General features: G+C 51.0%; 24 protein-coding genes. 1 reads left to right on the forward strand and 23 read right to left on the reverse strand.

Annotated elements, in window-relative coordinates; all coding sequences use genetic code 11:
- Positions 1-490 precede the first annotated feature (490 nt).
- The 22 genes from MFFC18_RS08755 to MFFC18_RS08860 form a co-directional block, all read right to left on the reverse strand.
- Positions 491-886, reverse strand: a complete 396-nt coding sequence (locus tag MFFC18_RS08755) for a hypothetical protein (protein WP_148618736.1) — start codon at positions 884-886, stop codon at positions 491-493.
- Between the two features lie 219 nt (positions 887-1,105).
- Entirely contained in the window at positions 1,106-1,519 is a 414-nt protein-coding gene (locus MFFC18_RS08760) for a hypothetical protein (protein ID WP_075085359.1), read from the reverse strand.
- 158 nt (positions 1,520-1,677) lie between these two features.
- Positions 1,678-2,130 carry a hypothetical protein gene (locus MFFC18_RS08765; RefSeq protein ID WP_148618737.1) on the reverse strand — a complete coding sequence of 151 codons (453 nt, stop codon included), beginning with the start codon at positions 2,128-2,130 and terminating at the stop codon, positions 1,678-1,680.
- Positions 2,131-2,316: 186 nt separating this feature from the next.
- Complete coding sequence (locus MFFC18_RS08770) at positions 2,317-2,547, reverse strand: hypothetical protein (RefSeq protein WP_148618738.1); 231 nt, start codon at positions 2,545-2,547, stop codon at positions 2,317-2,319.
- Between the two features lie 2,385 nt (positions 2,548-4,932).
- Positions 4,933-5,475 carry a hypothetical protein gene (locus tag MFFC18_RS08775; RefSeq protein ID WP_148618739.1) on the reverse strand — a complete coding sequence of 181 codons (543 nt, stop codon included), beginning with the start codon at positions 5,473-5,475 and terminating at the stop codon, positions 4,933-4,935.
- A gap of 595 nt (positions 5,476-6,070) precedes the next feature.
- On the reverse strand, positions 6,071-6,418 hold the full coding sequence (locus MFFC18_RS08780) for a hypothetical protein (protein ID WP_075085663.1): 348 nt from the start codon (positions 6,416-6,418) through the stop codon (positions 6,071-6,073).
- A 1,857-nt stretch (positions 6,419-8,275) separates the two neighbouring features.
- Positions 8,276-8,410, reverse strand: coding sequence for a hypothetical protein (locus MFFC18_RS25645; RefSeq protein ID WP_261340536.1), 135 nt, complete (start codon positions 8,408-8,410; stop codon positions 8,276-8,278).
- A gap of 467 nt (positions 8,411-8,877) precedes the next feature.
- Positions 8,878-9,228 (reverse strand): hypothetical protein, encoded by a 351-nt coding sequence (locus tag MFFC18_RS08785; protein ID WP_148618740.1) that lies wholly within the window; start codon positions 9,226-9,228, stop codon positions 8,878-8,880.
- A 688-nt stretch (positions 9,229-9,916) separates the two neighbouring features.
- Entirely contained in the window at positions 9,917-10,312 is a 396-nt protein-coding gene (locus MFFC18_RS08790; RefSeq protein WP_148618741.1) for a hypothetical protein, read from the reverse strand.
- Between the two features lie 223 nt (positions 10,313-10,535).
- Positions 10,536-11,111, reverse strand: coding sequence for a hypothetical protein (locus MFFC18_RS08795; protein ID WP_148618742.1), 576 nt, complete (start codon positions 11,109-11,111; stop codon positions 10,536-10,538).
- A gap of 1,135 nt (positions 11,112-12,246) precedes the next feature.
- On the reverse strand, positions 12,247-12,723 hold the full coding sequence (locus MFFC18_RS08800) for a hypothetical protein (protein ID WP_148618743.1): 477 nt from the start codon (positions 12,721-12,723) through the stop codon (positions 12,247-12,249).
- Positions 12,724-13,023: 300 nt separating this feature from the next.
- Positions 13,024-13,608, reverse strand: a complete 585-nt coding sequence (locus MFFC18_RS08805; RefSeq protein WP_075081607.1) for a hypothetical protein — start codon at positions 13,606-13,608, stop codon at positions 13,024-13,026.
- 190 nt (positions 13,609-13,798) lie between these two features.
- Positions 13,799-14,137 (reverse strand): hypothetical protein, encoded by a 339-nt coding sequence (locus MFFC18_RS08810; protein WP_075081606.1) that lies wholly within the window; start codon positions 14,135-14,137, stop codon positions 13,799-13,801.
- Positions 14,138-14,307: 170 nt separating this feature from the next.
- Positions 14,308-14,721, reverse strand: coding sequence for a hypothetical protein (locus tag MFFC18_RS08815; RefSeq protein WP_075081605.1), 414 nt, complete (start codon positions 14,719-14,721; stop codon positions 14,308-14,310).
- A gap of 732 nt (positions 14,722-15,453) precedes the next feature.
- Entirely contained in the window at positions 15,454-15,840 is a 387-nt protein-coding gene (locus tag MFFC18_RS08820) for a hypothetical protein (protein WP_148618744.1), read from the reverse strand.
- A gap of 254 nt (positions 15,841-16,094) precedes the next feature.
- Complete coding sequence (locus MFFC18_RS08825; protein WP_075081602.1) at positions 16,095-16,400, reverse strand: hypothetical protein; 306 nt, start codon at positions 16,398-16,400, stop codon at positions 16,095-16,097.
- A gap of 606 nt (positions 16,401-17,006) precedes the next feature.
- Entirely contained in the window at positions 17,007-17,396 is a 390-nt protein-coding gene (locus tag MFFC18_RS08830) for a hypothetical protein (RefSeq protein ID WP_075081601.1), read from the reverse strand.
- Between the two features lie 737 nt (positions 17,397-18,133).
- Positions 18,134-18,568, reverse strand: coding sequence for a hypothetical protein (locus tag MFFC18_RS08840; protein WP_148618745.1), 435 nt, complete (start codon positions 18,566-18,568; stop codon positions 18,134-18,136).
- Between the two features lie 176 nt (positions 18,569-18,744).
- Entirely contained in the window at positions 18,745-19,284 is a 540-nt protein-coding gene (locus MFFC18_RS08845) for a hypothetical protein (RefSeq protein WP_148618746.1), read from the reverse strand.
- Positions 19,285-19,403: 119 nt separating this feature from the next.
- On the reverse strand, positions 19,404-19,838 hold the full coding sequence (locus MFFC18_RS08850) for a hypothetical protein (RefSeq protein ID WP_075082958.1): 435 nt from the start codon (positions 19,836-19,838) through the stop codon (positions 19,404-19,406).
- Positions 19,839-21,982: 2,144 nt separating this feature from the next.
- On the reverse strand, positions 21,983-22,588 hold the full coding sequence (locus tag MFFC18_RS08855) for an SAF domain-containing protein (RefSeq protein WP_157665063.1): 606 nt from the start codon (positions 22,586-22,588) through the stop codon (positions 21,983-21,985).
- Between the two features lie 160 nt (positions 22,589-22,748).
- Complete coding sequence (locus MFFC18_RS08860; protein ID WP_148618747.1) at positions 22,749-23,303, reverse strand: hypothetical protein; 555 nt, start codon at positions 23,301-23,303, stop codon at positions 22,749-22,751.
- A gap of 1,003 nt (positions 23,304-24,306) precedes the next feature.
- Here MFFC18_RS08860 and MFFC18_RS08865 point away from each other — a divergent pair.
- The gene (locus MFFC18_RS08865) at positions 24,307-25,023 is read left to right on the forward strand and encodes a hypothetical protein (RefSeq protein WP_075082962.1); all 717 of its coding nucleotides are present in this window, start codon (positions 24,307-24,309) and stop codon (positions 25,021-25,023) included.
- A gap of 699 nt (positions 25,024-25,722) precedes the next feature.
- On the opposite strand, the gene MFFC18_RS08870 is transcribed toward MFFC18_RS08865, so the two are convergent.
- Complete coding sequence (locus tag MFFC18_RS08870; RefSeq protein WP_075082963.1) at positions 25,723-26,250, reverse strand: RDD family protein; 528 nt, start codon at positions 26,248-26,250, stop codon at positions 25,723-25,725.
- Between the last annotated feature and the right edge of the window lie 376 nt (positions 26,251-26,626).

Raw genomic sequence — 26,626 nt, forward strand, 5'->3', positions numbered from 1 at the left:
GAAACATCCGGACAGAACGGTCGTGAGAAAGCCACCGAGAATCAGTCGGTGAGGCGAGAAGGGAAGGTGGCATGCGAGCAAGCATTGGCAGCCAATGCAGCGATAGCGAAACGTTTTTAGAACCATTTCCCGCGATACAGGGGTTTGGCAATTTGGGCACGCGCTTTCTTTGCCTTGCGCAGCAACAGCTTTCTCTTTAATGGGATTTGGGCTTTGATAGGGATTTGTCAACGAAGCACAACCCAAGTTGGATAACGCCCGCGTTAACCGAGGCGTCGAAAAGTGTGGAAGTTGTGAAAACTGTCGTCGGATATAATGGGAGGTACGACCATCCGACGACCAAGCCAACCCTAGCGAAATGGACGCTTCGGTTCAACGCTTTGTTATCCAACAGGCCGATTGATTGGTTCTCCATATCCTATTCGCCTGAACTTGCGGAGTCGAACGACACCACAGAAGGTGACCAACTCCTTAGACGACCTGAGTATTCTTAAAATCCTACCCAATATCCGCGATCAACGTCAATTGATGGAAAGTCATATTCAATTTTCCCCACACCGAAAGCAGCGTCATGCCCATATAGTTCAATGTGATTCAAGTGAGAAAGGCGTCTTAGTTGCTGTTCCATCGTGTCATCATATTCGTGAAAAGTAATCTTAACGCCTGTGGCTGAATGGCGCAGATGCTTTGCAATCGACGATGTCGATGAGCTTGCAAACATCCAATTTCCAAACACCGAAATGTCATCCCGGAAGTATACGGTTCCGCCCAACTCTTCGATTTTTTGAACTGCGTCTCGTTGCGAATGAGCTCGGCTTACGACAAACCCCAAGGTAACACATGCAGCAGTAATTGTGAGCAGCAAACGCCTGATGGTAAATCGCATTAGAGAAACTCACGTTGGATAACGACCGCGTTAACCGAGACGCGGGTGAAAGGTATGTAGTGAGTGGAGCGGATGATAAAATTGGCGTCAGCCAATCATCCGCGGAACGATGCTCGCACAGCGGAAAACGCGGCTTCGGTTCAACGCTTTGTTATCCAGACTGCGGAGAGATCTGTGTTCCATTATCCTAACGGCAAAACAAACCGCAGTCGAGTGACGCTATTGTTGCGGTTGTGCTTGCATTTGGACGTATGCTTCATTCGGAAGCGTTTGTGGTTCAGGATCAATCCAGAGTTTTGTATATTCAGCCAACGGAGTAATCAGCCCCATGTTTTCGACGATTGGTTCAAGTGGGGCGTACAGATGGTGGTAGTTCAACTCATGTTCAAGTCTACTGTCCAGCCATACCATCGGCCCAATGCTCGTGACGTAAATGGGAAAGAGCGACATGACAAGCGCCACAGCCACGAGCATTTTCCCTGCAACGCCAATACGAGTGCGGGCCAACAAATAGAGGCAAGCGAAAAGTGGCGCAATGCTCAGCAGCAGGATCGTTGAACCGGGCGCGAAGGCAAATCCGATAGCCAGAAGGGTGATCGCTACTAACAGAAACTTAATCGTGATTCTGGTCATGACTCTGCGTTCCTTGCCTAGTCTGGATAACGTCCGCGTTAACCGAGACGCGGCAACACGGACAGGAGTTGATTTAGTTGAGTCGGATACAATGGGAGGTACGACCATCCGACGATTGATCGACCAAGCAAATTTCACGGCTTCGGTTCAACGCTTTGTTATCCAGACGGCGGATTGGCAATCTTTCCGTTGGCTGAACCATTCACAAAATCGCCGTTTCCAATTGTAACGCGATGTTTTGCGCCTGTTTCACCCCAGCTTGCAGAAATGGCCAATGTGTCATTTTCAGTCCTTCGATATACGATACTCAAAGCTCCAGCATTTGGATACGACACCGTTTTACCATCAGCGCCATTGAGCGAAATTGTGTGCGTTGTAGCCCAAATTGAATGCTCGTCGGTTGTGTGATCAACTGCCGTTCGGACAGTTTTTCGGTTCCAAAAAAGCGTTGAGTGCTCAACCAAACTCAAACTCAATGCCCAACTGCCGTCTGGGGATCGAGATGTGAATTCTCCAACTGTAGTCTGTTGCTCAACGATACATGCAAGGGCGAAAGCGGTGAGCAGCACCACTAGTAACAGGTGGAGAATTGTGAACTTACCACGTCGCATGGGACAGATTAATTAGTCTGGATAACGTCCGCGTTAACCGAGCGGACCTGAAAATGTAAATTAGTGAAACTGGAGCCGGATACAATGGGAGCCTGCGACCATCCGGCGACAAGCCAACCACGCAGCCTTCGCCGCTTCGGTTCAACGCTTTGTTATCCGCGAGTGCGGTCCGAGCGTTCTTTAATTCTAGCGACCTGCCGCGGCGAAGTCGAGCACGTCGTCCGCATGATTCGAGCATGTTAATTGCACGTCAGAGCGAGTTTGCGGATGAATGACGCCTTCGATCGAATTGACTTTGCCAATGCGTGCTGCCTTTGCACCTGCATTCGCCAAGTTCTCGAATACGTCCGCGCAAAGGCCGCATGTCATCACGCTGCCAACTGCATTCTCTCGCATGTTACGAGCATGTCGGCGCAAGATAGTTCCGCTGGATAACGCCCGCGTTAACCGAGGCGTCGGAAAGTGTTGAAATTGTGAAAACAGTCGTCGGATATAATGGGAGCTACGACCATCCGACGACTTGGCCAATCCTAGCGCTTTGGACGCTTCGGTTCAACGCTTTGTTATCCTGCGTTTGCAACTTGGGCTCAGTTCGCCGAAGCATCGACCGCAACTGGATTATTGGCACAGTTGCATGTCACGAAATCGAGCTGAGTTCCTCATGTTTATTCGCCAAGCGTCCAGTCAGTTTCCTCAGTGTAGCCGCATGATTTGCATGTCAGGTATTCGTCATCAGTCTTATTGTATGTAAATTTCGCGATGCCGTCTCTGCATTTCGGGCATCGAGCCCGCCACCGACACATGGACATAAAGAATATGGCCGCGCACCCAACGAGGGCGATAGCTAACGGAATCAAAAACATTTGATCGAAGCTTGGCCAGCGGTCGTAAGCTACACCATAAATCCATGTGAAGAAAAAGAGCCCAGAGAATGACAGAATGGAGGTTAGTCCTCGGGCGTTCGCAGTTTTTTCGGCTGGCGTCATAGGCGGTGGCAATAAATGCGTGATGATCAGTCGAGCAGGATAACGCCCGCGTTAACCGAGGCGTCAAAAAGGTTTGAATTGGTGAAAATGGGAGTCGGATAAAATGGGAGGTACGACCATCCGACGATTGGCCAACCCTAGCGGTTAGGACGCTTCGGTTCAACGCATTGTTATCCAACGAGCCAACGGATCCACTCCCTATATCCTAGCAACTTGGCCAATCGAAGTCGAGCATGTCGTCGGCAGCAATCGAGCATGACCGTCCGCACGATTCACGCTGGTTGATTGATGCCTGAAGCAGAATCACATATTTCGTTGATTTGTGACGCCGATGCTTGCTCCCTTGGAATTCTGCGGACGCGCTGGTCGAGAATGTCGTCACGATGGGTCGAGCAAGTCGCAAACGCGTTCAAGAGAATTCAAGCATGTCCGATCATGTCGTCCGCGCACTCCAACTTCCGTTGGATAACGCTCGCGTTAACCGAGCGGACCTGAAAATGTAATTTAGTGAAACTGGAGCCGGATACAATGGGAGCCTGCGACCATCCGGCGATAAACCAAACACGAACGCCTCTCCGCTTCGGTTCAACGCTTTGTTATCCAGACAGCGGAGTGACTCTCTAGCCACCATTCTAGCGGTTTGACAAACAGTAGTCGACGCTGATCGGTGCATGCCCATTGTATTACTGCCGTAGCGCACTGCAAACGAAAGCAAACGTCGCCCCAATAAAGCTGGAATTCAGGAACCGCGACACGTGCCATGCAAAATCATCTGCGTTAGCGCCCGATCCAGCGAGCAGTATCGCGATCCCAGCAATTAGCCCACCAAGCAGTCCAACGACGGCGTCGTGAAACGCTGTGGTCAGTGAGGATTCTTCATGCAAAGGTGACATGCAAAGCAAACCATAGACGAGGCCTATGGAGAATAGGTACACAGGTTCCTGAGCAACGACAATAAGCACGGATATGCAAGCGACGATTGCGAAAAGTGATTTCACATTGAAACGAAACATATGCCGCGCAAAGATGATCGATTGAATTTTGAACTCAGTCTGGATAACGTCCGCGTTAACCGAGCGGACCTGAAAATGTGAATTGGTGAAACTGGAGTCGGATAGAATGGGAGCCTGCGACCATCCGGCGACAAAACGACCGAGAAGGCCTCTCCGCTTCGGTTCAACGCATTGTTATCCAGACAGCGGATTGAATCGTTGGCCCTAATCTTAACAGCTCCCTAAGCACCAGTCGAGCATGACATCAATTTGGATGATCGTTCTCGGGTGATTGTTTTCGTATCGCACGCTGTATTTCGTGCATCTGGTATGAGAATAACCAGCACGTCGCAGTCATTGCCAAACTCGAAAATCCGACAAGCAGCAGAACTGCGTGGCCGGTTGCGTATCCCAATACCACCAATGATGTCATCGTGAAGATCCAGAACGCCTGTGCCAGAGAGTATTGGCGATTGGGTGCTGGTGTCGCTGGAATGCACTGGTCAGCGTGGCGGAAGTCTTCTGTCATCGTCCCGTCTATTTTTGTCCCACAATTCCAGCAAGCATCAAACTGCTGTTCGACATGAATTTCACATTGCTGGCACGTCCACATTGGTCAGTCTGGATAACGCCCGCGTTAACCGAGCAGACCTAGAAATGTAAATTAGTGAAAATGGAGTCGGATACAATGGGAGCCTGCGACCATCCGACGACTGATCAACCACGCAGATTTCACGGCTTCGGTTCAACGCTTTGTTATCCAACGTGCTGGGTTATTTGTTCCCCATACTATAGTAACTTGGCCAATCCAAGTCGATCATGCCCTATTCGAGAAAATGGTGTTTGACTTCAAGGCCCGGCCGCAAAGCCTGAAGCGATTGAGCCCCCTTCTTGGTTACCCTCGAACCTTCAAGATTAACGTAATTTAAGTTCTGAAGTCCCATTAAACTGGAAATGCAGTCGTCCGACACAAGGGTGTGCATTAGATCAAGATGTTTCAATTCACCACAGGACGTGAGGTGTTCAATCCCTGCGTCGGTGACCGAGGCATTTAACAATGACAAGCTCTGCAAATTTGAAAGCCTCCCAATTGGTTCGGTAATAGAGTCGTCAAACTGCGATCCTTCCGCACGAACAATGACAACGGTCTGGAAATAGTCATTCCCAGTTACCTTGCCAATTTCTTTAGTCACTCCTTCAAGCGGAGCATCATATTGCACAGTACCGCCACCTTGAACGATTTTGGCAACTGCCGAAGCTTGGCTGCCGGCTCTGCTGCCCGTCCAGCCGACCCATAAGGCCAGCACTGCCGTAACAGCCAGCAGGAATTTCAGATTGAAACGAGGGACGGCACGTGAACTGGTCATCATTCGCCTCGTGGTTAGTTGGATAACGTCCGCGTTAACCGAGCGGACCAAGGATTGTGAATTAGTGAAACTGGAGTCGGATACAATGGGAGCCTGCGACCATCCGGCGACTAGCCGACCACGAAGCCATCTCCGCTTCGGTTCAACGCTTTGTTATCCTCGAGTGCAGCCCCCAGCGTTCCCTAATTCTAGCGACCTGCCCCAGCGAAGTCGAGCACGTCGTCCGCATGATTCGAGCATGTCAATTGCATGTCAGAGCGAGGTTGCGGATGAATGACGTTCGTGATTAGCTTGGTTTTGCAAATGCTTGCTATCTTTATGCCTACATTCGATTAGTTGTCGAGCGCGTTCGTACAAATGCCGCATGTCATCACACTACCAACCGCATTTCATCGCATGTCACGAGCATGTCGACGCAAGATAGCTCCGCTGGATAACGCCCGCGTTAACCGAGGCGTCGGAAAATAATGAAGTTGTGAAAACAGTCGTCGGATATAATGGGAGGTACGACCATCCGACGACTTGGCCAACCCTAACGCTGTGAACGCTTCGGTTCAACGCTTTGTTATCCAGACGTCCACCAAAGAACAGTATTCTATCGCCTGAACCAGATGAATGCGATGGCAAAGGCCAGTGGCAGTATCGCAGGAATGTCGATTGAACGGTAATCAGGGTGGAGCGATCCGTTAATTCTCCAGAATCCGCGAATGTCGGAACTTCGTTCGGCCAATATTTCGACCGGTCCTCGGTTGAATATCGTCGTGGGTTCAGGAACCACCAAGCCATCAAAGATCTCGTCGTCAAATAGCGAATCATCCATCTCGGGGTCACCCGAAACCGCATCGGCGTAACCGAGATGAATCAAGCCTGATGTCGAGCCTAACCAAACGTCTTTCTTGCCGAGATGGACGCAGATGTACAACGACCAACCAACGGCATTCACTATCAAGAAGGTAAGGACTATGACGATGATCAAACTGACTGCCGTCCTCAGTGAAGAAATACGGACTGAACTTGATTCAGATTCAGCATTTGGGCTTTGAAAAGGTGATGTCACGCGAGTCTGGATAACGTCCGCGTTAACCGAGCGGATCAAGAAACGTGAATAAGGGAAAATGGAGCCGGATAGAATGGGAGCCTGCGACCATCCGGCGACTGGCCAGCCAGGAAGGCCTCTCCGCTTCGGTTCAACGCTTTGTTATCCTGCAATGGGCCGGGGCCATCTTCCAATTCTAACGGGTCGGCCAATCGAAGTCGAGCATGTTTTGCCGCATGATTCGAGCATGCCGACCGCATGTCGGAGCGAACTTGCCCAATCAAAGTATTGCGATCGAATTCGTGCCGCAGGTGCTTGCTGCCATTGTGTCCGCAACTGCCTTCGCGCATGGCCGTTGCGGTGGCCGCATGCCTTTGTGCTGCTGACCGCAATTCGTTGTACGCCACGAGCATGTCGGCGCGCGATAGCTTCGCAGGATAACGTCCGCGTTAACCGAGCGGACCTGAAAATGTAAATTAGTGAAACTGGAGCCGGATACAATGGGAGCCTGCGACCATCCGGCGACAAGCCAACCACGAAGACCTCTCCGCTTCGGTTCAACGCTTTGTTATCCTGCAGCGGGCCGGGGCCATGCTCCAATTCTAACGAGTCGGCCGATCGAAGTCGAGCATGTTTTGCCGCATGATTCGAGCATGCCGACCGCATGTCGGAGCGAACTCGACCAATCAAAGTATTGCGATCGAATTCGTGTTGCATGTGCTTGCTGCCATCGTGTCCGCTACCGCCTTCGAGCATGTCCGTTGCAATGGCCGCATGTCGTCATGTTACCAACCGCATTTCATTGCATGTCACGAGCATGTCGGCGCGCGATAGCTCCGCAGGATAACGTCCGCGTTAACCGAGCGGACCAGGGAATGTGAACTAGTGAGACCGGAGTCGGATAGAATGGGAGCCTGCGACCATCCGGCGACAAGCCGACCACGAAGGCCTCTCCGCTTCGGTTCAACGCTTTGTTATCCGCGAGTGCAGCCCCAGCGTTCCCTAATTCTAGCGACCTGACCCAGCGAAGTCGAGCACGTCGTCCGCATGATTCGAGCCTGTTAATTGCATGCCAGAGCGAGGTTGCGGATGAATGACGTTCGTGATTAGCTTGGTTTTGCAAATGCTTGCTACCTTTATGCCTACATTCGATTAGTTGTCGAGCGCGTTCGCACAGATGCCGCATGCCATCACGCTGCCAACCGCATTTCATCGCATGTCACGAGCATGTCGACGCAAGATAGTTCCGCTGGATAACAAGTGTTATACAGAAGTTCTTCTGCATAATCTTTGAAGAAACGTTAACAAACTTCTGCATAACGCGGAAGCACGAACCATTTTGTATCGGTTTTTTCCGAGCGAGTCAAATTCAGCTCCACGTTATACAGAAGCCTTTGCTCCACGTTATCCAACCCGATGGATAACGCCGATACTTGCCCAGTTTAAACTGCCCAAACAGCCACAGGTTTCGCCGACGGAAAGAACCTGCCAATATTTAAAACTTGGCGCGAGCATGCCGACTGCATGACTCAAGCTGGATAACGCCCGCGTTAACCGAGACGCGGGATAAAGGTAAGTAGTGAGTGGAGCGGATGATAAAATTGGCGTTAGTCAATCATCCGCGGAACGATGTTCGCACAGCGGAAAACGCGGCTTCGGTTCAACGCTTTGTTATCCAGCGAGCCGGGTGATAGGTTATCCATAGCCTGGCAACCGAACCTGTCGAAGTCGAGCAAGTTCGATCCTAACATGGATGACATGCTGTCAGCTCAACAATTCGTGGGTGGATTTGCCATCAACAGATTCGACCACCAATTGCGATGATTCGATCCAGTAAATTTGTCCGCTGTCGTCGCTGATGCACGACATCGCATGCTGGCCTTCGGTAGTGTCAGCCATTAAGTCACCCAAAAACCAGTTCGGTTTCTTCGATTGAAATGCTCCAAACCCTGACCCCAAGAGCACGTATCTGCTGCCTGTTTGAGTGTGTCTGACGATCGTTGCCATTGTGAATTCTATTTGTGTTGAAGCTTAGCTTGTTGGGTCATGTCGTCCGCGCACTCCAACTTCCGTTGGATAGCGTCCGCGTTAACCGAGCGGACCAAGAAATGTAAATTGGTAAAATTGGAGTCGGATATAATGGGAGCCTGCGACCATCCGGCGACAAACCAACCACGAAGCCATCTCCGCTTCGGTTCAACGCATTGTTATCCGCGTGTCCGGCACCAGCGTTCCTTAATTCTAGCTACCTGACCCAGCGAAGTCGAGCATGTCGTCCGCATGGTTCGAGCATGTTAATTGCACGTCAGAGCGAGTTTGCGGATGAATGACGTTCCCCCATCGCTCGACCCAACATCGCCCCAAGTCTACTGACGATTTGCAATGGATCGAATTTTGCGCCACGCGAGACAGCTTATGCAACCAACAAAAAACCATTGCAACACAGCTGACAATACGAAAACGACAATTTCGGCGGCATAGGAATGCAATGCAGCAACGTTTGCCAGCATCGCGGCGGGGAAATCAATTAGCACAATCAGCAAGCCTAACGCCATCCATTTCTGATCTTCTGAGTGAGTTAATGCATCTGTAAAAAGAAGTACCATCGCGATGAACAGCAAATGAATACCAGCAAACCAAAAGCCAGCTACCAAGACTGGCCTAAGGGAACGGCGAACGCCATCCATGAAATCTGCTTCATGGGTCGAATCTGGCACCATTTGTGTCATCAAGCGGGATAACGCCCGCGTTAACCGAGCGGGCGAAAAGGTATGAATTAGTGAAACTGGAGTCGGATACAATGGGAGGTACGACCATCCGACGACTAGCCAACCCTAGCGATCAGGCCGCTTCGGTTCAACGCTTTGTTATCCGCGATTGCCGTCCCCGGCGTTCCTTAATTCTAGCGACCTGACCCAGCGAAGTCGAGCATGATGTCTGCATGGTCCAAGCATGACGCCCACATCACACGAGCATTGCAGAGTGAGCGAAACCAACAAATCAGGATTGATTTCGGCGTTGGCGTGGCCAATGCGTGCTGATTCGCCGCCCTGCTGCCGTCGACAACGAGCCGTTTCGCGATCAATGCGGCGGTCCGTCAGCATGGCATCGCGCTAGACGAGCATGGCCCGCGATGGCCGAGCATGGTCCGCGCTGGTCGAGCAAGATAGCCTCCGCAGGATAACGTCCGCGTTAACCGAGCGGACCTGAAAAGGTGAATTGGTGAAAACGGAGCCGGATACAATGGGAGCCTGCGACCATCCGGCGACTAGCCAGCCACGAAGGCCTCTCCGCTTCGGTTCAACGCATTGTTATCCAGACTTTGAGAGTGATTCTCTTCCCATTTCTATCGGCTTGAACTGTCGAAGTCGAGCATGCCTATCTGCATTCTCGAAGAAGCGAAAGCTATTCAGTTTGATAGAAGAAGACGCCCGGGGCAACCCGTTCGCCATAACCATCTTGCCGCATTTCGCCGGTTGGCGCGATATCAAGGCCAAAGTGACCATGACCATCACCGTATTCAATGTGCAGCCAACCTTCGCATGCCATAACTCGGACCGGATTGCTACCTCTGATTTCTGCAGGAATAACCGTGGAATCCCCATCAATAGAAAAATTTGGACCAAGCGAATCAACAAGCGACCGTCCTGCGTCGCGTATTGATTCGTGGTCAAGTAGAGATTTGACTTCGTGCATGCGTGCAAAGCTTGGGAAGGCAAGCCTTAGTAGTTGAGGCGATGCAGTCAGAATGATGAAACCTAGAGCAGCCACGATCAGAATTGTTCGCAACCGAAATTGCATTGGAGCGATGACCTGAGTCTGGATAACGTCCGCGTTAACCGAGCGGACCAAGAAATGTGAATTGGTGAAACTGGAGTCGGATACAACGGGAGCCTGCGACCATCCGGCGACAAGCCAACCACGCAGCCATCGCCGCTTCGGTTCAACGCATTGTTATCCAGCAGCCGGATGATTCGCCTGTCAATTCTATCGGTTTGAGCTGGCCATGTCGTGATTTGTTTCGCTATTTCTCAAACGTTTCGTGGCGAGTTCCATCTTCTTTCAATTTCGGCAGCAAGGATTCAATCTTGCCGCCGAAAGCCGAAAACAGTTTTGACACACGGTCAACCCGCGAATCAGGTTGGACGAAATAGGAGTCAACGCGAACATTTGAAAATTCATTTAAGAGTTGTTTCAACTGCAAAGTTGTAGCGTGCCGCGTAGAAATCGAAAGCTCTAATTCGTTGGTTTCCGAATCGGCGGCAATCATCAGATTTTGATCCAACCATTCGTAATCTGGATCGGCGCCACGAAGTGGTCGAGGGCGGTCGTGGTCAGCGATCTTCCCAACCACGGAACGAAGTATCGCGCGCCCCTTTAGCTTCTTGGCCCGCTCTTCAGCAGAAAGGGAGCTGTAAACACCTTTCTTCAGCACACCGTTTATTAGGACATCCACATCCTCCGGCGGGCTTCGATCGGCCAATCTCAATACCGCAGTACGTTCGTACGTAAAATAGAAGCTCAACCCGGCTGCAAAAGCTACCATTGCAAAGAGTGCGCGAAGAGTAAATGTCCAAGACATCGAAATACGGCGGGGCATCTACGGCAGTCCTTATTTCTGTTTCGTTTTCATCATCGCCACAACCCGAGCTGGATAACGTCCGCGTTAACCGAGACGCGGCAGAAAGGTGTGCAGTGAGTGGAGCGGATGGTAAAATGCGAGGCACGAGCAACCATCCGCGGAACGATGTTGGCTCAGCGTGAAACGCGGCTTCGGTTCAACGCTTTGTTATCCGGCGAATAGCGTTACGAGCTCGGTTTCGATCGAGGACGCGTTGCCGGTGAGTTTGCATTATTGCTCGCCATCGAAGGAAATGCAAACACAGCATTTGCACGTCGGCGCGACGATCATTGAATCGTTTTGAGCGTTCAGTTTCTCGCACGGTGAAACAGCAAAATGCACGTCGTAGCGCGTTGCCGCATGTCGACGCAACGATCGTTGAATTCGTTTGAGTTTCCAATCCGTTTTGCCCAAGCCGTACAGAATGCACGTCGGCGCGCGTTCGAGTTTGACGAACTACCAAAACGCTTTCGATCGAGTGCGACTTCGAACGTGCAAGGCCTACACTCAAGCCACTATCTGCGAAGCCAATTCGATAAAGCTTCCGCAGGATAACGCCCGCGTTAACCGAGCGGACCAAGAATTGCAAATTGGTGAAACCGGAGTCGGATACAATGGGAGCCTGCGACCATCCGGCGACAGGCCAACCGCGAAGACCTCTCCGCTTCGGTTCAACGCATTGTTATCCAACGCGCCGGATGAATCGCTTCCGATATTCTAGCGACTCTGCCAATCGAAGTCGAGTTTGTCTCGATCCTAACGACAGCATGCCCAACCGCTTGAATTGCGTTTTCGCTTCACTAGAATGCCGATCAATGTCACGAACTCCAGTCACGCGGTAATTTCGTCAGCGTGATTGCTGTGTCGAAAAAGCCTGATCGTGGACATTGAGCGTTCCGAACCGCCGACGATCTGGACGTGATCAGCGAGCCGACTGCAATATTAGCATGTCAGACTGCATTTCCGAGTCCGTTGACCGCCTGTACGAGTATGTCAGCCACGCACTCCAACTACGTTGGATAACGGCAACGATCACCGAGCCCGAACCAGAAATCATTGCTTCAAAAAACACGCGCAAGTCGGGCTTCGCGTGCATCGTATTGTTATCCCGCGATCAGACCTGCCAAAGATGTGGATGTCGGTCGGGCACGAGGTAGTAGTCAATTGTCGTATTTACCAAGCAGCTGTCAATCGAATCTGTTGGTGCGAGATCATCAAGTTCAACGTTTAGCGATTGCAACCGATCGAGTACGCCATCCAAATCAATTGGATTAAACCGCGAGATACGTGTCGTGGTATCCAAAATCGCATAATCGTAGTCGAGTCCGTAATGCTGTTCGGTGTATTTCGGGTGATGGGCAATTACACGAAAGTCAAACGTTCCCCGGCCATCAGGAATGATGTGTACGAAAGTTGACAACGATGGCGACACGTTTGTAATCTCAATTGCAAGTTCCCCACCGGCCACAAGTACATCACGATTTGACGGCGGTGGAGTTGGGTTGTCGGATCGCCACCTTCGCGATGCAAGTTCTGTGTCATAGTCAGCTGCATCGAGGTATGTTTCAGTCGATTCTTGCGAGATTGCCATTTCAATGGCGAATTTGCCCACGAGCAATTGACGTGCGACGGTGATTGCCTTCGTGATGTCGTTGTTTGCAGACGCCAAAGCGCGCTGGCATAGCGAAATTGGCGCAGGTATCTGTGAACGCATTTCAATGACGAGTTGTTTGGTTTCAGGCGTCATGAAAGTCGAGCGGGATAACGCCCGCGTTAACCGAGCGGACCTAAAAATGTAAATTAGTGAAAATGGAGTCGGATACAATGGGAGGTACGACCATCCGGCGACTGGTCAGCCACGAAGGCTTCTCCGCTTCGGTTCAACGCATTGTTATCCGGCTTTTCGCGACAAATCAGGGTCATCCAGTGATCTGACAGTTTCCCCGTCGGCATCTATAATCAAAGGTTTTCCATTGCGAAAGATGTATGTGTTGCCCCAATCATCATTGTATTCAAGAAACCCGTCCCCGTCGCGATCTGTTGTGCGTGCATCGTCAATATCGTAAAAGACCTCTACGTCTGCAAGATTCTCCGGAAAGATTCTGCGACAGCCGCCGGATAACCAAAACGCCAAAGTCTCCGCCTCATCAAGAGATTGGATTTCAGGAGGCATTTCTTTCGTTATGCCGAAAAGGCTCTCTAAGTGCGTGGCTACATCTTCTGCATCGCAACTTGGAGGGGCAGAGCCGTGATGGATTTTGTAGTTTGCCACAGCTGTTTCAATTTGAAGAAGCTCATTCGCTTGCGCAAACTCTCTTGCGCGAAGGAGAGTGTTGCGTCCGACGAATACGATGAATGCGATCAACAACGCAGACGCCAAGGCGACGAGCCACCAGCAGCCAAAGCCTTTACGTGGACTGTCGATTTCCTGCCGTCCATGCTGATTTGATGATTCGTCGATGCTGTAGTTTTTCATCGAACCTATGCTGGATAACGTCCGCGTTAACCGAGCGGACCTGAAAATGCAAATTAGTAAAACTGGAGTCGGATACAATGGGAGCCTGCGACCATCCGACGACAAACCAACAACGAAGTCTTCACCGCTTCGGTTCAACGCTTTGTTATCCAGCGACCAGTGCCCGCATCGAGTGAATTGAAAACTCTGGTCAGCGAACACTCATCGTACCTGGTAAGAACATCCAGGGCCACATGTAGTATGAGACGGTCTTCGTTTCTCCATCAGAAAGCTGGAATTCGACGTTGTTGCGACCACATTCATTCCTGAAAAAGTAGCGAAAGAATATTGTAACGTTGTATTTGCCGGGCGCAAATTCGTAGGAGTAGTGACCCCATGCGTGCGGCTGTGGATTCCCATTGATCACGACAGTCGGAGTGCAAAACAACAGGAAAAAACCTAAGGGGAAGAATCCGAGCTTCAGCTCAATAGTCCCTTTAGGATTTTTGAAGTTAAGGAACGGGTTTGTTTCGTCGTCTGATGTTGCCATGGCGGTTTGTTTAGCTGGATAACGCCCGCGCTAACCGAGGTGTGTGAAAGTGTTCAGTTTGTGAAAACGGGAGTCGGATACAATGGGAGGTACGACCATCCGACGACTGGCCAGCCTTGGCGAAACGGACGCTTCGGTTCAACGCTTTGTTATCCGGCGTTAAGCGAGTGTCAATTGGGGAAATTAAATTTGAAAGCGCCTAAATACTTGAGCTGGGAGGTGTCCTTCATCTTGCATTTGTAACCTCCGAGGGAGTGCAACGCACCCGGGAAAATCAACACAAATGTATTCATGCCGGTAGAATCATTTTCAACGGATTCAATATCTGTGGCAGATTTTAGATGGCTCGTTACATAAGCGAGGCGGGTTTTGCCTGTGACAGTCTCGATCGAATCACTGTCTAAGAACCCTTCTCCGTTCAGGTCAAATTCCAGCTCCCAAATTGGATTCCGCTCCTCCCATTCCTCGAACTCCTCATCCGAAGCCGAATCATCTGGTTCCGGCTCCCACTTCGCTTCAGTGTATTTGCACGCGTGTTTCCGGCTTTGAAAGTTGACAGCAAATATGTGGAGCTTGTTTTTCATTCACTAGCCGGATAACGTCCGCGTTAACCGAGCGGACCAATAAATGTAAATTAGTGAAGACGGAGCCGGATACAATGGGAGCCTGCGACCATCCGGCGGCAAACCAACCACGACGCCATCTCCGCTTCGGTTCAACGCATTGTTATCCCTCGATGCTGGATTTCGCTGACCACATCCTACCAGGTTCGCCCGACGAAGTCGAGTTTGTCGCAAGCAGTCGAGTTGCATTGGTCAGACGTCGTTCTCGGTAGCTTGAGCATGTCAATCGCACCCGAGATCATCAACAAAGGATTGCTCTGGATATACGCGATAATAATCGACGCCAAGTTGTTCGGAAACGATGCGTCGTACACGAAGAGCGATGTCTCGGTTGGTGCCCGCCGAGCATCTCAACATGAATTCGTCATCGCTAATCGGAGACCATTTATCCTGCCAACGCCTGTGCTCGACAATGGAGTAGCTAACGATCGAGATAAATATGACCGCAATTACCGCCAGTTTGACTACTGCTGCTGTCATGAAAGACCCGGAGGGATAACGTCCGCGTTAACCGAGCGGACCGAAAAATGTGAATTGGTGAAAACGGAGCCGGATAAAATGGGAGCCTGCGACCATCCGGCGACTAGCCAGCCACGAAGGCCTCTACGCTTCGGTTCAACGCATTGTTATCCAGCGACCGGGTGATTTACACTTTAATTGTATATTCTCGAATTATCGAAGTCGAGCATTTCGTCACCATCCATCTCGCCGATTCCTGAACGCCCTTTTTACTTGGCGATCATTGAGTGAGATAAGTGCCCAGATTCCAAACGGAATTGAAATGAACGTGCCGGTGCAACAAGGGACACAAGCGAGCACTGCCCCGATTGTACATACACCTTCGCGACGCATCTGAATCAGTGAGATTCCACCGAAAAGCACCATTGCATTGCCGGCAATCGCCCCAAAACCAACGTATTGGAAAACTTCGTTAACCTTCTTGATCCACGGATCTGCAAATCTGCCACGGTGTTCCTTTTTGCCGCCGTAGAGCATGTCACCAGAAAAAAGCAAAATGATCATGATCAATGAAACAATTAGTAGGCCTGTGCCGGGCCCTTTAGTTTTCATTTCATGCATGAAACACCAAGCTGGATAACGGTTGGGATCACCGGGACGCGAGTGAAAGTGTAAATATGAGTGGAGCGAATGATACAATGCGAGGCACGAGCATCATTCGCGGAACGCACGTCCCCACAGCGCCATTTCGCGGCTCCGTGTGCATCCCGTTGTTATCCAACCAGAACGACGGACAACTTGTGCATTCTATTGCGTGAAACTGAAGGAGTCGAGAATGTCTCATGCGGTGCGTGGTTGTCGTACACCCAAACAGGTCAGAAAGACACGCAATCGACCTCGCCATTCTCGTCAAATCCGACGAGCATCATATCACTGTAGGGCACGAAGCCGTTCCAAACACGGTAATACCAATCACTGCCGTCTGTCTGATGCGGTTTCCCTGCAATTTGCAGAACCTGCTCACGCGTGAGGCCTTCGATAATCCGGTTTGAGGTTTCGTCGGCGATTGCGAAGCCCGAAATTGCCGAGTAACACGCCAGAAAGAGCGCAATCGCTGCGACCAAGGCAAGGAGACCGCGAATCGAAATCTGGTCAGGATTGCGTGACTGCGATTCTGGCATGAGTCGGTTGGATAACGTCCGCGTTAACCGAGCGGACCAAGAAGTGTAAACTAGTGAAAATGGAGTCGGATATAATGGGAGCCTGCGACCATCCGGCGACAAGCCAACCGGGAAGACCTCTCCGCTTCGGTTCAACGCTTTGTTATCCGCGAGTGCAGCCCCATCGCTCCCTAATTCTAGCGACCTGATCCAGCGAAGTCGAGCACGTCGTCCGCATGATTCGAGCATGCTTATTGCATGTCAGGGCGACTTTACGGATGAATGACGTCCGTGATTAGCTTGGCCTTGCAAATGCTTGCTACCTTTATGCCCACATTCGATCAGTTGTCGAGTGCGTTCGCGCAAAGGCCGCATGTCATCACGCTGTCAACCGCATTTTTTCGCATGTCACGATCATGTCGACGCAAGATAGCTCCGCAGGATAACGCCCGCGTTAACCGAGCGGACCAAGAAATGTAAATTAGTGAAAATGGAGCCGGATACAATGGGAGGTACGACCGTCCGGCGACAAGCCAACCGCGAAGACCTCTCCGCTTCGGTTCAACGCATTGTTATCCCGCGCCTTTTTGCATTGCCTCCGAAAGAATCCAAACGCCGAAATACGTCCTATTTTCCATGGATTGGGACAGAGAGCAACTGCGCGATGTACACGTCATTCTCAATGTCAATCTCGGATAACACAAGTTGCCGTTTGGGATGGTGTGTTTTGCCGTCGAAGAATATCATTTCAAATTTATCATTTCCGAGTGAACAGAACGCGATTGACGGATAGTCCATTTCGAGACCGTGCTTTGCAGATCTGGAAATGCAGAGGGAATGGAGAGACTGCCCAGCGCGAAATTCTTTGTTCAGCTGATTCTCCTCGAAAAGTTCGATCAATTTGAGCATTGGACGAACCTGATCCCAACCACTGTAGTTCGTCACCAGATCGTTGAAGAAGTCGGTCATTACGATCCACGACTGAACGAATGCGTCGGTGAGGTTTTTATCAACCATGACTAAGCGGGATAACGTCCGCGTTAACCGAGCGGACCTAAAAAGGTGAATTAGTGAAAATGGAGTCGGATACAATGGGAGCCTGCGACCATCCGGCGACAAACCAGCCGAGAAGGCCTCGCTGCTTCGGTTCAACGCTTTGTTATCCACCGAACCGAGTGATTTGCATTCCGCAGCTTAGCAAGTCGGCCCAACGAAGTCGAGCATGTCGCATGCGGGGATTGGGCATGTCTGTCCGCACTGCCAATCACAGTTTCATACTGCCAGCTCGAAACAGGCAATCAGTTTCATAGTAGTCAGTCCCCTACATCAACAAGCGATGGAAGTTCCCTTTCCGAAACCAGAAGTTTGATACTGCGCGCCTGACGTGGTGTCCGTTCAATCAGACCAAGCGATTCGAGTCTGACGATCATTGAATGCACCGTTGGGGCGGTAACACGAAAATACGAGACAAAATCGGATTCGGCTGGTGATTTTCGGTTCAGCCTTTGATAATCGCGAATGAAAGCGAGGTACTGTCCTTGCGTACTCGTGAATCTGGATTCGTTGGCCATGGAATACATATCGATTGAAAAAAAATGTCGCCCGTGTCCGCCGCGCGCTGCACCTCAGGTGGATAACGCCCGCGTTAACCGAGGCGTCTAAAAGGTTTGAATTCGTGAAAATAGGAGTCGGATATAATGGGAGCCTGCGACCATCCGGCGACTGGTCAACCACAACGCGATGGACGCTTCGGTTCAACGCATTGTTATCCCGCGTTCTTTAACGCTGTTAGCGATTGCCACCGAAATTGTACCAATCGCCAGCGCGGTGACCAGAGTAATCGAGTGGTGGAGAGGCGTGAAACTAAAACCATTTTCAAGTCCCATCAAGACGTATGAAGCCATCCAAGCTGGAAGCATGGAAAAGGAGCCGAGGGCTATTTCAGCCGTTTTGTTGGTGTTAGCCCTAGCGGGAGTTACTCGAAGCAGCGCTCCCAACGTTACAAAGCAAGAGAATAGGAAGACCGACATCAGGGCGCCGACAGCAGGAAGGGCGATCAACAACATTCCTAGTCCACCCAGATCCAGAGCAAAGCCACCAGTCAAGAAAATGTCGACAATTCCAAACAACATGCCATAGGCTATCGCTGCAATAAAAATCGGCAGGGCTAGGCGTTTTAGATTGTGCAAGTCGACCTTCTTCTGAGCGGGATAACGGTTGGGATCACCGGGACGCGAGTGAAAATGTAAACTTGAGTGAAGCGAATGATACAATGCGAGGCACGAGCATCATTCGCGGAACGCACGTCCCCACAGCGTCATTTCGCGGCTCCGTGTGCATCCCTTTGTTATCCCGCGATCAGCCCTTAATTCCGGTCCAAGTGTGATTTAAGCCATGCAGAGGCTTCATCAGGCGAATTGCATTGTAGCAAATTTTCAAACTGGCGATCCGTTAAGTATTCCGTCGTTACTTCCGCCGTTGGAAGCACTAGCAAGAGGCAGTTGTTGTTTTTGACGGTGAATGAAGATGACACGTGTGCGATCAAGGGAGTTAATGATTCAGTAATTTCAATCGGTGTTAAATCTGGATACAGGAGCACTGTTTTGTCTGAATCACCAAGTCGAAATGCTTGTCTATCAACAATATCCCATTTCATTTTGACGTCGAACATTGAATCATCAATATCAGTAGGCTTCGGGGCGTTTTCAACGATTTGTCGAATTGTCGGCAGTTGCGTGCCATTATCGGCGTACCGCAATTCGTTGATTTCAAGAGAAATGGGAAGCAGCGCTGCTCGTTCACATTCGCGCTGGTGAACATAAGCCACACCGTTCAAGTATGGATGCGCAAACGAATAGGCGACCACTCCGGCTACGACAACGGCAACGATTACCAGTCGCTTCATTTGCGTTTACTCAAGCGGGATAACGTCAACGTTCACCGGGCCGCGGCGAAAGACTTGCAAGCAGAAAAAGCCGCGCGGCCCGCGGCTCCGTGTGCAACGTATTGTTATGTCGCGATTCGTTACGTGTAAGGCTCTGAATCGGATTCGTTCCAGCATATTTTATGCAGAGGATGTCGTGGGGGCCAAGGGCATGTTGGCCAGACCTTCAAGTCACTATCTGGTCGTTTCAAAAGCATCATCATCAAGTTGTGTTTCTCAGTTCTGTCACCATACCAAAAATTTAATCCGGTTTGTTCTGGGTAATACCCGTCCTGCGACTGGGTAATTGAATCACATGGAATATTGAATTCGTAAAACGAGTCCGCGCCGAACGGAACTTCTGGATCCCCCGAGATTGAAACGATTTCATCTGCATCCGAAAACAAGAGGCTGTATTTGAGATTCTTGCCAGCGTAATCAATGGTTCCGCTTACGCCATGCTCTCCGGGTTCGGGCAAGATGATGCTGGTCCCGAAGAACGCTTCGATCAGAGTAGGGTCAAATTCGATTGGCATTGAGCAACGTGATCCTCAAGCGACATAACGCCCGCGTTAACCGAGGCGTGTGAAAGGTATGAATTCGTGAAAATAGGAGTCGGATACAATGGGAGGAACGACCATCCGGCGACTTGGCCAACCTTGACGCTGTGGACGCTTCGGTTCAACGATTTGTTATCCAACGAGCCGGGTGATTCTCTTTACATATTCTAGTGACTCAGTTGGTCGAAGTCGAGCATGTCTTTGGATTCGCTTGAGCATACATGCCGCACGCCAGAGCGGCGATGCCCAGAGAAACAAGTTCTGGTTCGACGCTGCCCAGTGTCCGTTGCTTTCTAGATCACAGGCGTGCATGTCTCTTACAATTGGCCTACTTGAATTCAGTCAAAAAGACCTTGGTTAACTGCTCGACGATAGTACCAATAAAGCCGAAAAACCAACCAGCATGCAAGGAAAAGAAACAGCCAATTCAGCGACAATTGGAAATAGAAGAGCGCAACCAAGCAAAGCGAGAAAGGAACAATATCAATTGTGGATAATAGACCGCGCATTGGTCACGTTGGATAACGCCCGCGTTAACCGAGACGCGGGTGAAAGGTGTATAGTGAGTGGAGCGGATGATACAATGCGAGGAACGAGCATCATCCGCGGAACAATGTTCGCACAGCGGAAAACGCGGCTTCGGTTCAACGCTTTGTTATCCGGCGAATAGCGCTCCGAGCTCGGTTTCGATCGAGTACGCGTGGCCGATTGTGCATTATTGCCGGTCATTGAAGCAAATGCAAACCCAGCATTTGCACGTCGGCGCGACGATCATTCATTCGTGTTGAGCATTGAGTTTCGCTAACGATGAACACGACAAAATGGACGTCGTAGCGCGTAGCCGCATGTCGACGCAACGACCGTTGAATTGGTTTGCGTTGCCAACCCGTTTTGCCCAAGCCCAACAGAATGCACGTCGGCGCGCGTTCGAGCATGAAGAACTGCCAAAACGTGTCCGGTCGAGTGCGACTTCGAGCGTGCAGAGTCTCGTCAAAAGCCACCATCTGCGAAGCCAACTCGATACAGCTTTCGCAGGATAACGCCCGCGTTAACCGAGCGGACCAAGAATTGCAAATTGGTGAAACCGGAGTCGGATACAATGGGAGCCTGCGACCATCCGGCGACAGGCCAACCGCGAAGACCTCTCCGCTTCGGTTCAACGCATTGTTATCCAACGCGCCGGATGAATCGCTTCCGATATTCTAGCGACTCTGCCAATCGAAGTCGAGTTTGTCTCGATCCTAACGACAGCATGCCCAACCGCTTGAATTGCGTTTTCGCTTCACTAGAATGCCGATCAATGTCACGAACTCCAGTCACGCGGTAATTTCGTCAGCGTGATTGCTGTGTCGAAAAAGCCTGATCGTGGACATTGAGCGTTCCGAACCGCCGACGATCTGGACGTGATCAGCGAGCCGACTGCAATATTAGCATGTCAGACTGCATTTCCGAGTCCGTTGACCGCCTGTACGAGTATGTCAGCCACGCACTCCAACTACGTTGGATAACGCCCACGTTAACCGAGGCGTCGAATAGTATTGAATTTGTGAAAACAGTCGTCGGATATAATGGGAGGTACGACCATCCGACGACTAAGCCGACCCTAGCGATTAGGACGCTTCGGTTCAACGTTTTGTTATCCAGCGTGCCACGTTCGGGCCCATATTTTAGCATCAAAGACGACAGAAAGGCAAACCCACGCGGAAGCGGTCGCACTGGATGTCCGCGCGGGCGGAGGAGTACGGATACCGAAGCGAGGTCACGAGCAAGGATTCCGTGCGACGTAGCGACCGCATGATGACCAAGGGCGATAAGTGCAGCAACAGTACGGCGGCACAATGACCGCAATTCAGCTTCAATCGTGATTGGTGTAATGTTCGTTTGCGACGTTCTGTTGCGGAACGGGTGTTCAGAAGTCGAAACCTTCAAATGCCGGAAAATGTTCGGACTTGATTTCCCTCACGCAGCTCGCGATGCCCAAGCAGGATAACGTCCGCGTTAACCGAGACGCGACGAAAAGGTAAGTAGTGAGTGGAGCGGATGATACAATGCGAGGAACGAGCATCATCCGCGGAACGATGTTCGCACAGCGGAAAACGCGGCTTCGGTTCAACGCTTTGTTATCCACCTTCCTCGACAAACTGAACGTCTACTTTACCGTCTTGCTTTGATTCAATGTAGTCAATTGATTCCGAATCGGTAAGTTCTATCCCCATAGACCAGTAAACATTGTTCGGCGTGTCGGCAGAACGTCGATAATCTCGCACTACAAGTGCATTGCCCGCTATTATCCGTTTAACGCCGTCTTTGACGTGGAAAACCTGAACTCGATCACCTGCAATCGGGCCCATTCCGAAGACGTCACCGTCAGAACCACAATCAACGGTAATTATATTCGATCCGTGTTTGGGGCGTGTGGTTAAGAAGTCAATAATTTCTTCAAGGCTAGCAAAATCGCTGTTAGAAATCGCCATTCCTCTTCGAGCACGATGCCGCAAGTATTTTCCTGTAACTTCGTTTTTTTCTGACGGGAGTTCTGTTGGTGCCAGTGAAGCGGGCCAGTTTTCGAGTTCCAGGTCGTCCGACGTAACAAGGGTCCAACGATCTAGGTCCCCTGTTGCCACCACCACTGGAATCGGTTGCGGAAACAGATACAGGTAAGACCAAGCGCAAGCAGCTGGCAATAGTAAAGCGGCAAGTAGAATTGTACGCAAACTGAAACGCACTGGAATTCCATGAAGGTGGATAACGTCCGCGTTAACCGAGCGGACCTGGAAATGTGAATTAGTGAAACTGGAGTCGGATATAATGGGAGGCACGACCATCCGGCGACAAACCAACCACGAAGCCATCTCCGCTTCGGTTCAACGCATTGTTATCTCGCGTTCAGTTTGCATTCTGAACCTTCGCTAAGTTTTCGGTCAGGAATTCAACGCACGTTTTTGTCCATTCTGTCGGATCTTGTTCATGTTTCTGTTTGGCAGAGTTCAGGGAATAATTGGCACATTCTACACGCATTTCGTGAAGTGTTTTACCCTTTCGTTGCCCAATCCATTCTCGGATATTTGAATTATTCAGTACGTGGTATTGTCGAAATCCTTTTGGCCAAACGCCTTCGGCCTGCCCTTGTATCAGATCAAAACAGGCTCGGCCAATTGATGGATGATATGGTTCGTGAGGTCCATCGCCGAAAGAGCCAACTGCGTGCATGAAGCGGTCGCAAGCGTCTGAGTCATCATCGAGACGAGCAAGCAGGGCTGGAAATGCATCAACACCGGCGGATTCAAGCAAACGAACAGCGTCACCTGTTGTTCCGTCTTGTGTTCCGAGAGCTAGAGCATCAATCGCCGAATCGTACACTTCAGCTTGAGAAGTCGATTTTTCATTGCAGCCGATGGCGAGGCCAAGAAGGAAAGTGACGAGCAATTGTATTCTGATCAAGACTGCTCCAAGCGAGATAACAAGTGTTATACAGAAGTTCTTCTGCATAATCTTTGAAGAAACGTTAACAAACTTCTGCATAACGCGGAAGCACGAACCATTTTGTATCGGATTTGCCGAGCGAGTCAAATTCAGCTCCACGTTATACAGAAGCCTTGGCTCCACGTTATCCAACCCGATGGATAACGCCGATACTTGCCCAGCTTAAACCGTCCAAACGGCCGCAGGTTTCGTCGGCTAAAATCCTGTCCAGCGACTTGAAACCGGTTACGGGCAGGTTTGGTTTCGTCATCACAAAACGGCTTCGAAGGATTCGAGTCTGTAACCGGCGAATGGTCGGTTGGACCGGTTTGAAATCGCAGTCTGACTTCCAATGTCGCCGGGCGGGCAAGTTTCCCGATCGTTCGAGTCGGGGTTATCTGGTGCGAAGCAAAGTTGTCCTACGACAAAGGAACTTTGCGCCACCACGAAGCTCTAGCTTTCTGCTACAGAGCACCTAAACCTCAAGGCGAAGCATCTAAACTTCACGACGAAGCTGCTTAAACAAATGACGAAGCCGCGAAACCTCGCGACGAAGCGGCGCAAACAATTGTTTTAGTGGCTTAAACAAATGGTTTCGCGGTTAAAACTCACGACGAAGCGGCGCAAACAAATGATTCCGTGGCGCAAACAATTGTTTTCGTGGCTAAAACTCACTACGAAGCGGCTAAAACTCACGACGAAGCGGCTTCGTCACAAGGTTTAGACCCTACTTCAGCCGACGCTGCTGTGATTATCGAAACGTCCCGCTGGACCACGGATGTTTCCCCTGGTCTGGCTTGCAGAATGCTCAAGCTGCCAGAGTTTCAAAACTGTCTCGCCGAAAGCTTTTTCTGGGCGAGAATGTGTCTTGCCAATGCGATTGCCGTGTCGCTGCACTAGCGCGGATCGAGCTGAAATGCTCAGGGGATTGGGGTCAAAAGGCGTCGCGTTTAATACCCTTTAGCAATTGAAAGAATCTGGGATGAAACGAAGCTATTTACCAACGACCCTGCACGGGTTCAATGACTTTTGCCGTGACTTTTCCAATGAGATCAGCAAAGATCCCACGGAGTACGGTTTGACGGCGGACGATGCGGCGGAATACGCGGCGCTGCAAACTGCGTTTGAAACTTCTTACGATACGTCGCTCAGCCCGATGACGCGGACGCCTTATCTCGTGGAGATGGTCAGGCAGTTGCGTGCCGAGCTAACGACGTTGACTCGCCGATTGGTGGAATTGTGTCAGGCCGCGGCGAATATGACGGATGCGAAACGACGCGCGCTGGGGATCACGATCCGCAAGAGCCCGACTCAGCATCCTGCGCCGCAAACATGGCCGTTGGTGGAGGTGCGTTCGCAGCGACAGAATACGGTTAAGTTCAATTTGCGCGATGTTGAGTTGCGTAGCGGTCGGACGCGTAAGCCTGCTGGGGTGAGTGGCGCGATGATTTATACGTTTATTGGTGATCACCCGCCGGCTCAGCTGAGTGACTGGTCGGCGTGGGGGACGGTGAGCAAGTCGAGTTGCGAGGTCACGATGCCAGATTCGACTCCGTTTGGTGCGAACTTGTGGGTGGCTGCTACGTGGCTGAATACGCGTCTGGAAAGCGGCCCGTTGGGTGATCCGGTTTCGATCCGCTTGGGCGGCGGTGTGGTGCAGACCAGCGATGGGGAATCGGAAACGGTGGAGACGGTGTGAGGTGAGCTTGGATAGCGGGATGTGTTTCGGGTCGCAGTGCGTTTGACGCATTGCGGCTTTTTTTGTTGGGGGGAAGGTGGCATAGGCTTCCAGCCTGTGAACGCGCTGTGTTGGATTGATGGCAGGCAAGACGCTTTGTTCGCGAAAGGCGTTGAGTGGGGCCCGCGAATGACGCGAATGGGACGCGAATTGAATGCAATGACAGGCTGAAAGCCTATCCCACCAAGGACGTCCACGAATCACACGATTCGGCACGAATGAGTGCGGGGAGACGGGGGAAGCCACGGATGGACACAGATTGACACAGATGAGGTGCTTGGATCTGTGGCTGTTTCGTATTGTGGGAGTTGGGGCCCGCGAATGACGCCAATGGGGCGCGAATTAAAATGCAATGACAGGCTGGAAGCCTATCCCACCAAGGTCGTCCACGAATCACACCAATCCGCACGAATGAAAGGTGGGGTGATGGATGTTGGGCTCACGCAATGGCGCAAGGTTTGGATGGAGTGCTGCTGCATGTCCTTTGCGCCTCTGCGCCTTTGCGTGAGGCATTGGTTGCACTGGATCTGTGCTTATCTGTGTGCATCTGTGGCTTTTAAAAAATTCAAGCGACGGGAATGACACGAATTGAAATGTAATGAATGACAGGCTGGAAGCCTATCCCACCTTTGCTGGAATCCTGTCCCGCCGTTCGCCTTCTTATTGCCCAAAAAACTTCACGACCTTCGTTCCGGCGATATCGTCGTGCAAACATTTGCGGCTTTCTCTGAAGATCAACAATGCGTTGACAATAGATATTACGCCGCCGATATAGGGAATTGAATAGATGAATGCCATCGCCAGGTATCGCTTCAGGTACATAGGCCAGAAATCAGGGATTCGACCTTGCTCGTCGAGGATCTGAGTCTTCACGACGAGCTTACCAATCGTCTGCCCCTTGTTGGCTAACAGGTAGCCTTGGAGAGCCAGAAATACGAGCTGACTAACTACAAACCCGGAAAGAATGTAACCGATATTGAAGGTGAGGCTTCCCGCTTCCTGAAGGCTTCCCGCGAAAATCGGAATGATGATCAGGAAGGAGACTGGCATCAGAATCACGATCATCAAGATACTGTCAATGAGCGCACCGACAAACCTGGAACTTCGATCTGCGAGTTCAGGGCTCATGGACGTGGCTGTGTGAACCGGCATAGCATGCTCAGGAGACTGGAAGGGGTTGTCTGACATTGCGATTCCTCAATTGCTTTCTGTTTTGGAGTAGGTGCGTCGGTTTACCGCGGATGGGAACGCGAGTGCAGTTTGTTCCATCGGTGGGCTTGGCCATGTTGTGTTGCCACTGTATCAGATTTGATTGCCGGCGTGTCTTGTGTGGCGGAGGGTGGATGGAGCGGCAGTTGAAATGCTGTCACAGAGATTTTTGTTGGGGGTGGTTTGCCCGCGAATGACGCGAATGCGACGCGAATTTGTTTGTCCACGAATCACACAAATCGGCACGAATGAAAGGTGGGGTGATGGATGTTGGGCTCACGCAATGGCGCAAGGTTTGGATGGTGTGCTGCTGCATGTCCTTTGCGCCTCTGCGCCTTTGCGTGAGGCATTCGTT

The sequence above is a fragment of the Mariniblastus fucicola genome (genome assembly GCF_008087665.1).
In the GTDB taxonomy this organism is placed as follows: Bacteria; Planctomycetota; Planctomycetia; order Pirellulales; family Pirellulaceae; genus Mariniblastus; species Mariniblastus fucicola.